Below are 13,081 nucleotides of genomic sequence, written 5' to 3' on the forward strand. Positions count from 1 at the left end.
TTCGTAAAGTATCAAAAGAAAAATATCATATCCAAAGAGATAGATATGTTATATTTATTAAGTTTGTAAGGTAGAATAAAACCTCACTAAATAATGATGACCATTAACCAATATATTGAAGCTAACAAGGATAGATTCTTAGAAGAACTTTTTGATTTGCTTCGCATTCCTTCTGTCAGTACGGATAAGAAATTTAAAGACGAAGTAGTAAAAGCGGCGAATTTTCTCAAAAATAGCCTTTTAGAGGCAGGAGCGGATAATGTAGAAGTTTGTCCAACTCAAGGCAATCCTATTGTTTATGGCGAAAAGCTGATTGGCAAAGACCTTCCTACTGTTTTAGTATATGGGCATTACGATGTCCAACCTGCTGACCCTGAGCATCTTTGGCTTACCCCTCCTTTTGAGCCTACTATCAGGGAGGGAAAGATTTATGCCAGAGGAGCTTGTGATGACAAAGGGCAGACTTACATGCACATCAAGGCTTTTGAGTACATGATGAAATACGGACAACTCCCTTGCAATGTAAAGTTTATGCTTGAAGGGGAAGAGGAAATAGGCTCTGTTCATTTGGCAGACTTTGTAAGAGCAAATCGTGAAAAATTGCAGGCTGATGTCATTCTTATCTCAGATACAAGTATGATTTCCAATGAGATACCTTCTATTGCTACGGGTTTGAGAGGCTTATCTTATATGGAAGTAGAGGTAATCGGTCCTAATCGCGACCTGCACTCAGGAGTGTACGGTGGGGCAGTAGCTAACCCTCTTAACGTATTGTGCGAGATGATAGCTTCTTTGAAAGATGAGAGAGGAAGGATTACGATTCCTCACTTTTATGACAAAGTAGAAGAACTTAGTCCTGCGGAACGCCAAGCGATGAGCGAAGCTCCCTTTGATTTGGAAACCTATAAAAAAGAGTTAGGCATAGAGGAAGTATTTGGTGAAGAAGGGTATAGCACCTTAGAGCGTGCATCTGTGCGTCCTACGCTTGATGTCAATGGAATTTGGGGAGGTTATACAGGCGAGGGAGCAAAAACTGTACTCCCCTCCAAAGCCCAAGCTAAAATTTCTATGCGTTTAGTGCCTCATCAAAACTCAGAAGAAATTTCTCAGCTATTTGCGGCTCATTTTCAAGCTATCGCTCCTAAAACGGTGAAAGTAAATGTAAGTTTTCATCACGGAGGTGAGCCAGTAGTTGTTTCTATTGATTCTGTTGCCTATAAAGCTGCAGAAAAAGCGTATGAAAAAACTTTTGGAAGAAAGCCTATTCCTAAACGAGAAGGAGGTAGTATTCCCATAGTAGCTATGTTCAAAAGAGAGTTAGGTTTGGATTCTCTACTTATGGGTTTTGGCTTGGATTCTGATGCTATTCACTCGCCCAATGAACACTACGGCATTTTTAACTACTTGAAGGGCATAGAAACTATCCCTTATTTTTATCAATATTTTGCAGAAATGAGCCAAAAATAAGGGGGTAATTACTTATCTTCTTTTTTAACAATAAAATTTATCAAAATAATGGAATCAAAAGCACCAGAGCCGGTAGGAGCGTACCCTTATACTCGCAGAGTAGGCAATCTCCTGTTTCTTTCAGGCGTAGGACCTCGCCAACGGGGAATCAAAGAAATTCCCGGTGTGAAAAGAGATGAACATGGCAATATTATAGATTATGATATTGAGGCTCAATGTCATGCAGTTTTTGCCAATGTGCGTTACATTTTGGAGGAGGCAGGAAGTCAGTGGAACAAGTTAGTAGATGTTACCGTATTTTTAACTGACATGAAAAGAGATTTTCCTACATATAACCGCATTTATGCAGAATATTTCAAGGAAAATCAGCCTTGCAGGACTACGGTAGAAGTAAATGCACTACCTACAGAAATAGCCATAGAACTCAAATGTATTGCCATCATAGATTAGTAAAATTTTAAGCTGATAGATAGCAAAGTTTGATGCAAAAAATCATTTTATCACGCACCGATAATATAGGCGATGTCGTACTGACTTTGCCTATGGCAGGTGCTATAAAAAAGCAAATTCCTGATAGCCAAGTATTTTTTATTGGTAAAGCCTATACGAAACCTATCGTGGAGAGTAGTATTTTTATAGACAAATTTTTTGATAGAGCGGAAGTACTCCAAGAGCCAGACTTATTGAGGAGTATAGGAGCGACGGCGATTGTTCATGTTTTTCCTGATAAAGCGATAGCCAATTTGGCAAAAAAGCTAAAAATTCCACATCGAATAGGTACGAGTCATCGTGTTTTTCATTGGCTTACTTGCAATCACTTGCCTAATATTGGGCGTAAGAACTCTCACTTGCACGAAGCGCAACTCAACTTGAAACTATTGGCTTCTTTGAAGTTAAAAAGTGATTATGAATTAAGTGAAATTGCAGATTTGTATGGAATGTCGAGGATAGCCCCGTTAGACGTAACTTTGGCAAAACTTATTCATTCTCATAAATTTAACTTGATTTTGCACCCCAAATCCAAAGGCAGTGCAAGAGAATGGTACTTGAAAAATTATGACTCACTGATTAAGTCTTTAGACACCAATACTTTTGAATGTTTTATTACAGGAACAGAAACAGAGGGCGAGAAAATAAGGCAAGAAATGCCTATGATTTTTGAACGAGCCAAGGATTTGACAGGGCAGTTATCTCTCTCTCAATTAATTAGTTTTATTAATGCCTGTGATGGCTTGGTGGCGTGCAGTACAGGACCTTTGCACATTGCGGCGGCTTTGGGAAAAAAAGCGATAGGACTTTTCCCGCCGATTCGCCCTATGCACCCCGCTCGTTGGCAAGCAATAGGCAAAAAAGCTCAAACTCTTTGTATAGAAAAATACTGTGAGGATTGTAGAAAAAATATAGAGTGTGCTTGTATTCAATCAATTAGCCCACTCCAAGTAAAACAAGCCTTATTAGTTAAGATTAACGAATAAGTTGTTTTAACGAACTACTTTTGTCTTTTTTAGCTTACTTAATAAAACCCAAAAAACATTTTGAGTGATAGAATCGTATTTAGTAAAAAAGTTATTTATCTAATCATCTAATTCTATGCAGTTGCAGTATAATTCACCTGTAGTACTTACTTACACTTTTATTTGTACCATTGTATTGTTGATTTCTTCTTTTATGCCCCCAGTGATGTCTTTATTCACAGTATATCCTACCATGAGTCTAACCAATCCTGTGGACTATTTTAGGTTATTTTCTCATGCCATTGGACACGGGGATTGGGCGCACCTATTTGGTAATTTTACTCTCATCTTACTGCTGGGTCCTATGTTAGAAGAAAAGTATGGCTCTGCTAACTTGCTGACTATGATGTTTTTGACTGCTTTAATTACAGGTATTCTCAATGTCATTTTTTTCTCAAGTGGTTTGTTAGGGGCAAGTGGTATTGTGTTTATGATGATACTATTAAGTTCTATGACCAACTTACGCCAAGGAAGGCTACCTCTTACCTTCCTATTAGTGGTAATTTTATTTCTTGGGAAGGAGATAGTGAATATTTTTCAAAATAACAATGTTTCTGAATTTGCTCATATTGTTGGGGGAGTATGTGGGGCAGTTTTTGGCTTTATGGAAGGGGGAAATAAAAAGTAAGTCTAATTTTGTTATTATTTCCCCTTTCCTGTCAGCTTGTAGCCCAAAGAAAATAAAAGCGCTTGGTTAAAAATCTTAATATTTCCTGTTTTGGGGTCATCAAAAGTATAGCTATTGGCGTATTGGAAAATGTCGGTAAGTCCATGCGTATATTTTAGACCTACCAATAAACCAAAAGAAAACTGATACTCTATGCCTATGTTCAAGCCAAAATCAAACTTTTGCACATATTTCTGCTCACTTTCGTTGTTCCCTGCCTCTCCAAAAATAGATTTATCTTTATAAAGTTTACCATCAGCATCTTTTTTCTGCACAGAGGCATTGACAAGCATACTGATGTAAGGACCCGCATACAACTGAAAGTTTTTATAGTGAAAAGTAGGGCTGATGGGATACAAGTCGAGGTAGAGCATGGCTAACTTCGAGTCGTAGTTGCCCAAAAGAGTATCATTAAGTATTACTCCTGCGCCTCTTTGGTTGATGATTAGTTCGTGTTTTAGCGAAAAAAACTTGCCTACATTGGCATCGGCAAAAATTCCTGCATGAAAGGCAGAGAACGTGGAGGTCTGCTTGCTTGCAAAAATAAAATCTATGTCTTTCCCGTAGATATTGGAATTGGAATAGCCGACTTTGATGCCAAAAGCTACATAACCTTTGCTAAACAATTCTTTGCGAAAGGTTTGAGTAGTATCTATTTGGGCTTTGGTGATGAAAGCCAACAGAGAAAATATCAATATCAAAAATAACTTATTCATGTGTTTATCTTTTAAAAATTAATGTCCCAAATACCAGCCGCTCGTTCTAATTCTACTAAGGCAGCGGCATTGTTGAAAAGAATTTGATAGTAGGCAAGTTGGGTATCGTTGTAAGTACGTTGTGCATTTAGCACTTCCAAGAGAGAGGTTTCTCCACGCTGATAGCTGTAAATCTTGCCGTCTAAGACGGCTCTTGATTCGTCCAAAAGCCCGTTATTGAACTGTTGCACTTGCTTGCGTGTGGCTTGGTATTGAAAGTAAGCTTGAGTAACTTCTGCCTGTATTTGTACCTCTGCTTGTTGGTATTGGATTTCCGCTTGCAAGTTGTTATAATAGGCGGCTTTTAGTTCACCAGAACGGTTATTGGAAAACTTCAAAGGAATAGCGATGCCTGCGGTAACAGGAGTAAAGGAGGGTGTAGGGGCTATCACATTTCTCACATACGAGGTATAGCCTATGCCTGTGGCAATACCCAAATCGATTACTCTATTAGCTTTAGCTAATTTGAGCAAGTTTTGGGCAACAGTTTTGCCTTGTAGTGCCGCTAATAAATCGGCTCGGTTGTTTTGGGCAGTAGTAATGAGGTCTGAGAGGTTAAAGTTTCTTTCAAAGCCATCAAAACTGCCTAAGGCAATAAACAGCGAATCTTTTTGCTTTTGCCCAAGCAGAAGGGAGAGATTGGCTAAAGAGGCTTTCCACTCGGCTTCGGCTTGGAACACATCGTTGAGCATGGTTTGTGCTTCTAATCTGCTTTGTCTTGCATCTAATTGGGTAATAGCCCCAGAGCGAAAGCGGATACTATCGGACTGAGCTAAGCGGTACATAGTTTGGTAAGAGTTCAAAAGCACATCTAATAAAAATTTGTTTTGCAAAGCTGTCAGAAAACTGATGGTTGCATCAGCTCGCAAGTTGCGGAAGTAGTCCAAGAGCAAGAGTTGTATCAATTCTTTTTCGCTTTTTGCCAAGTCTATCCTTGCTTTACGCTTTCCTCCAAGCTCTAATAGCCAACCTACTTGTGCTGAGTAGCCATAGCCCATGTTCATTCTCCTCTGCCCATTATCAAACCAACCAATGCCCAATTCGGGGTCGGGGAATACTTTGGCACTCTCTATATTGGCATCTGCAATGTCTATATTGAATTTTTGTGCGGCATAGCCTAAGTTGTTTTTCCCTACTAAGTTGATGTAGTCAGCATAGCGAATAGTTATTTTGTTAAAAGTAGTATCAATTTGTGCAAAGCAGTGACAGTGAATGGCTAAAAAACAGATGAAAAATAGCTTATTTGTTTTTGCCCAAGATTGCTTATTCATTTAACCTCAATTTGTGTTTATAGTTCTTCTTCTTCCTTTTTAAAATCCTGCCCCCATTTTCTTTCTATTATATAATACAGTGCAGGTAAGGCATATAGCGTAATAACGGTAGAAAACATTAGCCCATAGACGATTACTGTTGCCAAAGGTCGCTGCACGTCAGAGCCAATTCCTGTGGCTAAGGAAGCAGGGAGCAGACCTAAGACTGCTACCGTAGCCGTCATCAGTACAGGGCGAAAGCGATGTTCTGCTCCATAAATCACCGCATCTATCAAATCTTTGCCCTGCTTTCTCAGGTGATTGATGTGCGAAATCATAATGACACCGTTTTGGATAGCTACACCAAACAAGGCAATGAAACCAACAGCAGAGGAAACATTAAGCGTCATTCCTCGTATATTGAGAGCTAACATTCCTCCAAATAAAGCTAAGGGAACGATGCTCATGAGTAAACCTGCTTGGCGGAAGCGTCCAAAGGCTCCATAGAGCAAGATGAACATAATCGCCAAAGCTAAAGGGACAATTACTGAAAGTCGTGCATACGCTCTGTTTTGGTTCTCGAACTGTCCTCCCCATTTGATATGATATTTTTCATGGTCATATTTGATTTCACTTTCTATTTTGTCTTGTGCTTCTTGGAGCATAGAGGCTAAGTCCCTGTTTCTCAGGTTAAGTTTTACTGTGAGGTGGCGTTTGTTCATTTCTCTGGTAATAGTACTTTCCCCTGTACTTAGCCTTACGTCAGCCACTTGCGAAAGGGGAATTTTAGCTCCTGACCCCGAGGTAAGCATGAGGTTAGCAATTTTTTCAGGCGTATTCCTGCTCTCTTCGTTGTACCTGCAAATGATGTCATATACCTTATTGCCTATAAAGATTTGCGAAACAGCTTTTCCGCCTACAGCTACCTCTATCAATTCAGCTACATCAGCTACGTTTAGCCCGTATTGGGCTATCTTGTTTCTATCTGCATGGATTTGTAGTTGGGGAAGTGGAGGTTCTTGGTCTATGGCTAAATCTACTGCTCCTTTCACTGTTTTGAGTTTTGCCAAAACATTTTCGGCAATTCTGCGCGTTTCTTTGAAGTCATCGCCATAAATTTTGACTACTAATTCGCTATGCGCCCCTGAAATTTTGTCCATCACTCCATCAATCATAGGCTGGGAAAAACCTACGGTAAAACCAGGGAGAGATTCGTATTCTTTTGCCAATTCCTCTATCAAGTCGTATTTGGTTTTGCCTTTTTCCCATTCTTTGTAAGGTTTCAGACCTACGGATACCTCAAAGTGAGAGGGTGTCCAAGGGTCAGTTCCGTCATCGTTTCTGCCTGCTTGCACCATCATATAGGTAACTTCTGGGTATTTAATAGTTCTTGCTCGTAAGGTATCGCTGAGTTCTCTGGATTTTTGTAAAGAAATTCCAGGGGGTAGCTGGACTTGTAACCAGATAGACCCCTCGTCTAAGGGTGGCAAGAAATCTTTGCCTACTAAAACCGTAAGTGCTACGGCAGCAGCTAAGATAATACCCAAAGGCAGAAAAACTTTTTGAGGTGCTTTCATAACTTTTACGATGCCTGCATGATAGATATGCGTAAGTTTTTCTAACCATTTGTTATGATACATCTTTTGAGGATTTTTATACATCACATAAGCCATACCCGGAATAAGCAAAAGGGCTACAGCCAATGCCCCAAAGAGTGCATAACCCACTGTGAAAGCCATAGGAGTAAATAGTTTTTTCTCTACTCTCTCAAAAGCAAAAAGTGGTAAATAAGCCGTAATGATGATAATAGTAGCAAAAAAGATAGGCTTGGCTACTTCTATGGCGCGATTGGCAATGCTTTTTTCTTGTAAGACCAGCGTAGGATTGTCTTCTCTTTTTTTCAAGATAGTTTCCATCATTACGATTGCTCCGTCGACAATAATCCCAAAATCAATTGCGCCCAAAGAAAGTAGGTTTGCAGGAATATTGGTGAAGTGCATGAGAATAAAAGCAATCATTAAAGACAAGGGAATGGTGATAGCAACCAACAAAGCCCCTTTCCAACTCCCTAAAAAAACAATCAGTACAATCACTACTAAGGTCATGCCTTCTAAGAGGGTATGCGAAACAGTGTCCAGAGTAGTATGTACTAATACCGTTCTGTCTAAGAAAACATGAATTTTTACGCCTTCGGGAAGTATCTCATTGTTGAGTTCATCTACAGCATGATGAATGCCCTCTAAGACTACGGAGGGGTTTTGTCCCTTGAGCAGCAACACGATGCCCTCTATGCTTTCTGAATAACTTCGTTGTCGGTCTGTATAGCCTAAAATGCCCTTGCGTTCTATGTTTCCATATTTGAGCTTACCAATGTCGTTGAGGTAAATAGGTACGCCCTTTTCTGTTTTGACTACTATTTTCCCAAGGTCTTCCAAATTTTTTATCAATCCTATGCCTCTGATAACGTAACCCAAATCCCCTCTGGGGAGTACGCTCCCTCCTGCATTGACGTTGTTTTTTTCAATCGTTTCTATTACATCTCCCAGAGCAAGGTTGTATTGGTCTAACTTGCGCGGGTCAAGTTCTATTTGGAATTGGGTAGTGATACCTCCAAAGTTAGTTACGTCAGCTACCCCTGATACTTGCTTGATTCGAGGAATGATAGTAAAGTTTTGTAAATCAGTCAGCTCTCTAAGGTCGTGGCTATTGCTCTCTATGATGTATCGGAAAATTTCCCCGATAGGAGAGGTAAGCGGGTCAAGACCCGGGATAGCCCCATAAGGAAGTTCTACCTCGTTCAATCTTTCCTGAATACGCATTCTTGCCCAGTAATCATCTACTCCGTCTTTGAAAACTATGGTAATCATAGACAAGCCAAAGGTACTTTTGCTTCGCATGACGTGCATACCCGGCAAACCGTTTAAGGCTCGCTCTATGGGAATAGTGATTTGTTGCTCTACTTCTTCTGCCGCCAAACCTGGTACTTGGGTTACTACTTGGGAGGTAACATCGGCAATGTCGGGATAGGCTTCTATAGAAAGCTGTTGCCAAGCATAATAGCCAAAGAAACCAAGCAGGATAAATAAGCAAAGCATTACCCAGCGTTTTTTTATCGCAATATTAATGAGTTTATCCATTTCTTTCTAATTTCAAGTTTGAATGTTATTTCGCTTCTAACAGATATATACCTCCTTCACTTACAATGACTTCGCCTGATTTTAAACCTGATTTGGTTACTACCTTGCCGTTGGAAGTTCCTTCGGTTTCTATTTTTCGCTTTTGGTATCTGTCTTTGCCTACTTGCACAAATACAAACTGGTTGTCATTCATTTGGAGTACTGCCTGAGAGGGAACAAGAATGGTAGGTGCGGGAGTATCTATGAAGCGAACATTTACATACATACCCGGTTTCAAATCGCGTTCTTTATTGTCGCACTCTATCAGTACTTGCACGCTTCGGGTCTCTTCGTCTATCATTTCGTTTACGTGATAGACTTTTCCCTTGATAACCCTATCAGGAAAGGCGGCAATTTTTACTTCTACCTCGTCCAGTTCGTGGATAAAGCGAATATCTTTTTCTTTGACCTGCCCCACAATCCAAACCTTTGTTAGCTCTGCCACAATTGCAATAGGTTCGCTGTCCTCTTTGAGGTACTGACCTATAACGATTTTGTTGTCCACAATTTCACCTTTAATAGGGGAAACTACCGTCAGTGGTCTGCCCAAAGAGAGTTTTTCAGGTTCTACATTAAAGATTTTAAGAGCAACAGAGGCATTCTCAAGGGTAGTTTTCTTAATTTCATATTCCGTTTCCGCAGCTTCCAATTCTCTTTGCACGCCTACTCCATTTTTTAGGAGGTCTTGCTGCCTTTTGAGGTTCAACTCTGCTAATCGGAACTCTTGTTTGGCATCAAAATATTCTTTTTCTGCGGTAAAAAAAGCAGGAGAGCTAATATCAAAAATAGGAGAACCTTGCTCTACTCTTTGCCCAAGTCGTACATAGGACTTCAATACACGCCCTGCAAAGGGAGGTGCTATTTCTGCATAATTATTAGGAATAGCCCTTACCGTACCCACACTTGCCAGTTCTAAGCGATACTGCTCGGTTTCAACTGTGTAGAGCTGAATACGCGATTTGATATTTGAGTTTTCTGTTAAAATAACGGTATCCCCTCTGACAATGTAATTTCCATTAGCTTCCTCAGAAGAGGTATTTTTATCGCACGAGCAGATAAATAATACCAAAGCGATAAGAGTGAATGATTGCAGTTTCATTATTTAGGTTTTTATGTATAAATGCTAATTTCTTAATCGTTTTGCTGTCCATTTACTTCCCAACTTACTTGGGTTACGCCATACTCAATGGTAAGCGTAGCGGCTAATTTTTCCATTTCTGCATCATGCTTTCCGTTGGCAAAAATTTCTGCTTCTATATATACAAAGGCAGGATTACCATTGTCGCTACTTGTCAGAGAGCGAAGTTGCAGGTGTTCATCTGCTTGTACAGCATTGAGCAAAACTACTCGTAAGTGATTTTCCACCTCTTCTTTGCAACGTATTTTGAAAGAATAATAAAAAATACCTACCATTTCTTTCTGTATAGGCAAGCGGTTGAGCAACAACCCAATAGGACGCAAAACGATATGAACAAGCATGATAGAGAAAGCCGTAATGGCAGCCTGTAACCACAAACCTGCGCCTGCAAGCGTGCCTACTGCCGCCGAACACCAAATCGTTGCCGCAGTATTTAGCCCTTGTACGCTTAATCCGTCTTTCATAATTACCCCTGCGCCTAAAAAACCTATACCTGTTACTATCTGCCCTGCTACTCGAGAGGGGTCACCTACATTGCCAGTAAGAGAAAGAGAAAGTAAAATAAAAGCTGCTGAGCCGAGAGAAACTAAAGTATTGGTGCGTAAACCTGCACTTTTTTGACGATATTGCCTTTCTAATCCTATAAATGCTCCTAAAAGAAAAGCCAATCCTAAACGAAAAATAAAGATGTTAATGGTCATTGCTTACCTCCTTTCTGATTAAAATATGCCTACCTCATTGCATAGACATACTTTGTAGCAAGCTATGAAATGACAGGTGTGATTGAATAATTGAATTGAATACTACTACTGTCAGCCATTTTTCAATGTTTTTTGATTTCGCTTGCAAAATTAGGCAAGAAGGCAATAGAGAGGTATTAGAAAGTATTTAGAAAAAAATTAGAAAATTATTAGAGAAAATTACTGAACAGGTGGAAGCAAGACAGTAAAAGTAGTGCCAACATTTATCTTGGAAGCTACCTCTATTTTGCCATTGTGCAAGGAAATAATTTTTTGCGTTAGGTAAAGTCCAATGCCATTGCCCTCCGCAAAAGTCTTATTTTTACCTCTGTAAAAAGGAGAAAATAAGCAACTTAGGTCGTCTTCTGCAATGCCTATACCCTCATCTGAAAAACGCAAAATAATTTGGTTCTCTCCAAAGGCGATGTCTACACTACTTTGTTTTTGCTTAGAGAACTTACAGCCGTTTTCTAAAAGGTTGGCAAAAGCTACTTTGAGTAGGTATTCGTTCCCGTTTACAGAAATTTGCTCATCATAGTCAAAATCTCCTTCAAAACAAATCGCAATTTTATACTCAGGATTAGCCCTTTGTACTTTCTGCCTTGCATCTATCAAAATCTCGTCTATACGTACATTTTTGAAAGAAATCTGGGCAGTATCATAGCTTGCTTTGGCGAGGTCAAGCAGGCTATTGGAAAGGCGAACTAACTTTTTGGTGTCTGAAAGGGCATTCTGAATCGCCATCTTATAGTCTTCGCTTGCTCGTTCTCTGGTTAGCGAGAGTTCTAATTCGGTAACGATAGCGGCGAGTGGCGTCCTTAGCTCGTGGGAAATATTAGAAACAAAGTGCTTTTGGGCTTCAAAAGAGTTTTCTAAGCGATTCAGCATCTCATTGAAGGTCTTGGCTAACTCGGCAAGTTCATCTTTGCTATGATGAGTGGTCAGTCGCAAGTCAAGGTTGGTAGCAGAAATTTGTTGTGCTTTTTCCGTCATCTCTTTGACGGGTTCAAAGGCTTTTTGAGAAAAAAATCTTCCTGCGATGTAAATAAACAAAATAGAAAAAATAAAAACCATGATGCTATTCTGCAAAAGATTATTAAGTTTTGTATAGCCATATTGGTCGTAGGCGGCAGCAAAAATGACGTAGTTTTGATTATCAAAAGTATATTTTAACCCAATAACCTGCCAATCTTCTTGATAAAAAGCTATTTTACCTTTCTTAAAAATCTCTTTTATCATGCCTTGAGTTTCTTTTACAATGTCTATGTCTAAGGCATCATGGTAAAGTAGTTGGAAAGTATTATCATAAATACTTACTTCCACCTCGTTCAAGATTTGTCGGTTATTTTTGTAAATATCTTGCAAAGTTTTTGCTTCTACTTTGGCATTAAAAAATAGATTGGCTTTGGTAACGGCTTCTTTTTCTAAGGTATTGAAAAACTCTTTTTCGCGGTTAGATTTGGCTGATTGATAGATAATAAAAACAAATATCAGCAGAATAGTGGCTGTTATCAAGCTGAAAAGTAAGGTAAGGCGAGTTTTTATTTTCATAAACCTGCTTTTAAAATGAAACCCATGCCCGATTTGGTATGAATGAGTTTTTTATCAAAGTCTTTGTCAATTTTTTTTCTTAAATAATTGATATACACGTCTATAAAGTTTGTGCCTGTATCGAAATGCGTATCCCAAACCTTCTCCGCAATTTCTACCCTTGACAGTACTCTTTCTGGATTTTGGAGCATAAAAGCCAATAACTTAAACTCTTTGGGTGTGAGGTTAATCTCTGCTTGCCCGCGTCTGACCTCTTTGGTGTGTAGGTTCATTTCCAAATCATCATATTTGAGTAAAAAACCTACCTGCTGGGCAGTTCTGCTATTTCGTTTGAGTAATACCTTGATGCGAGCCAAGAGTTCTCTCATCTCAAAAGGTTTGACCAAGTAATCGTCTGCCCCTGCATCGAAGCCCTCCACTTTATCATCAGTAGTGCCAAGAGCAGTAAGCATAATAATCGGAATATTAGGTTTAGTTTGCTTGATTTCTTTGCACAATTCAATTCCATCAATCTTAGGCAGAACAATGTCAGTAATTACTAAATCATATTCTCTTTGCAAAGCCAATTTTTTCCCTGAAAGTCCATCGTAGGCATTCTCAGCGTCAAATTCTTGTTCATCAAGCCCTCTTTTGATAAGTTCGGCTACTCTTTGGTCATCTTCTATGATAAGAATTTTCATTGGCATAAATCATTTATGTAAAGTTATAAGTAATTCATACTCTCTTGCCTGAGAGGTTTCGAAAACCTTTTAGATATAAAAAAAGATTGATAATAATATTTTTTCACTCAAATAAATTCGCAAACTAATTTATTAGGGTATAA

11 protein-coding genes are annotated in these 13,081 nt (G+C 39.2%); 4 read left to right on the forward strand and 7 right to left on the reverse strand.

What is annotated here, in order from left to right:
- Positions 1-102: 102 nt before the first annotated feature.
- From BM141_RS11995 to BM141_RS12010, 4 genes are all read left to right on the forward strand, one after another.
- The gene (locus BM141_RS11995) at positions 103-1,467 is read left to right on the forward strand and encodes a dipeptidase (protein ID WP_221407676.1); all 1,365 of its coding nucleotides are present in this window, start codon (positions 103-105) and stop codon (positions 1,465-1,467) included.
- A gap of 48 nt (positions 1,468-1,515) precedes the next feature.
- Complete coding sequence (locus BM141_RS12000; RefSeq protein ID WP_091545598.1) at positions 1,516-1,917, forward strand: RidA family protein; 402 nt, start codon at positions 1,516-1,518, stop codon at positions 1,915-1,917.
- A gap of 32 nt (positions 1,918-1,949) precedes the next feature.
- Positions 1,950-2,942 carry a glycosyltransferase family 9 protein gene (locus BM141_RS12005; RefSeq protein WP_091545601.1) on the forward strand — a complete coding sequence of 331 codons (993 nt, stop codon included), beginning with the start codon at positions 1,950-1,952 and terminating at the stop codon, positions 2,940-2,942.
- A gap of 115 nt (positions 2,943-3,057) precedes the next feature.
- A complete protein-coding gene (locus BM141_RS12010) occupies positions 3,058-3,609 on the forward strand; it encodes a rhomboid family intramembrane serine protease (protein ID WP_091545604.1) in 552 nt (183 codons plus the stop codon).
- 14 nt (positions 3,610-3,623) lie between these two features.
- Here the strand turns inward: BM141_RS12010 and BM141_RS12015 are convergent, their stop codons facing one another.
- From BM141_RS12015 to BM141_RS12045, 7 genes are all read right to left on the reverse strand, one after another.
- Positions 3,624-4,364, reverse strand: coding sequence for a porin family protein (locus tag BM141_RS12015; protein ID WP_091545607.1), 741 nt, complete (start codon positions 4,362-4,364; stop codon positions 3,624-3,626).
- 11 nt (positions 4,365-4,375) lie between these two features.
- On the reverse strand, positions 4,376-5,674 hold the full coding sequence (locus BM141_RS12020; protein ID WP_091545610.1) for a TolC family protein: 1,299 nt from the start codon (positions 5,672-5,674) through the stop codon (positions 4,376-4,378).
- Between the two features lie 17 nt (positions 5,675-5,691).
- Positions 5,692-8,790, reverse strand: a complete 3,099-nt coding sequence (locus BM141_RS12025; RefSeq protein WP_091545612.1) for an efflux RND transporter permease subunit — start codon at positions 8,788-8,790, stop codon at positions 5,692-5,694.
- 25 nt (positions 8,791-8,815) lie between these two features.
- A complete protein-coding gene (locus BM141_RS12030) occupies positions 8,816-9,928 on the reverse strand; it encodes an efflux RND transporter periplasmic adaptor subunit (protein WP_091545614.1) in 1,113 nt (370 codons plus the stop codon).
- Between the two features lie 32 nt (positions 9,929-9,960).
- Entirely contained in the window at positions 9,961-10,668 is a 708-nt protein-coding gene (locus BM141_RS12035) for an MgtC/SapB family protein (protein ID WP_091545616.1), read from the reverse strand.
- A gap of 219 nt (positions 10,669-10,887) precedes the next feature.
- The gene (locus BM141_RS12040; protein WP_091545618.1) at positions 10,888-12,258 is read right to left on the reverse strand and encodes an ATP-binding protein; all 1,371 of its coding nucleotides are present in this window, start codon (positions 12,256-12,258) and stop codon (positions 10,888-10,890) included.
- Positions 12,255-12,938: a response regulator transcription factor gene (locus BM141_RS12045; protein ID WP_091545620.1), complete on the reverse strand. Its 684-nt coding sequence runs from the start codon at positions 12,936-12,938 to the stop codon at positions 12,255-12,257. Before BM141_RS12045 ends, BM141_RS12040 begins: the two co-directional genes overlap by 4 nt.
- Between the last annotated feature and the right edge of the window lie 143 nt (positions 12,939-13,081).

The organism is Thermoflexibacter ruber (assembly GCF_900113045.1).
GTDB lineage: Bacteria > Bacteroidota > Bacteroidia > Cytophagales > Thermoflexibacteraceae > Thermoflexibacter > Thermoflexibacter ruber.

Excerpts from the sequence above, each read along its gene's own strand:
- BM141_RS12030 (WP_091545614.1), bottom strand. The coding sequence starts at position 9,928 with ATGAAACTGCAATCATTCACTCTTATCGCTTTGGTATTATTTATCTGC.
- BM141_RS12005 (WP_091545601.1), top strand. The coding sequence starts at position 1,950 with ATGCAAAAAATCATTTTATCACGCACCGATAATATAGGCGATGTCGTA.
- BM141_RS12040 (WP_091545618.1), bottom strand. The coding sequence starts at position 12,258 with ATGAAAATAAAAACTCGCCTTACCTTACTTTTCAGCTTGATAACAGCC.
- BM141_RS12015 (WP_091545607.1), bottom strand. The coding sequence starts at position 4,364 with ATGAATAAGTTATTTTTGATATTGATATTTTCTCTGTTGGCTTTCATC.
- BM141_RS12000 (WP_091545598.1), top strand. The coding sequence starts at position 1,516 with ATGGAATCAAAAGCACCAGAGCCGGTAGGAGCGTACCCTTATACTCGC.
- BM141_RS12045 (WP_091545620.1), bottom strand. The coding sequence starts at position 12,938 with ATGAAAATTCTTATCATAGAAGATGACCAAAGAGTAGCCGAACTTATC.
- BM141_RS12010 (WP_091545604.1), top strand. The coding sequence starts at position 3,058 with ATGCAGTTGCAGTATAATTCACCTGTAGTACTTACTTACACTTTTATT.
- BM141_RS12025 (WP_091545612.1), bottom strand. The coding sequence starts at position 8,790 with ATGGATAAACTCATTAATATTGCGATAAAAAAACGCTGGGTAATGCTT.
- BM141_RS12035 (WP_091545616.1), bottom strand. The coding sequence starts at position 10,668 with ATGACCATTAACATCTTTATTTTTCGTTTAGGATTGGCTTTTCTTTTA.
- BM141_RS12020 (WP_091545610.1), bottom strand. The coding sequence starts at position 5,674 with ATGAATAAGCAATCTTGGGCAAAAACAAATAAGCTATTTTTCATCTGT.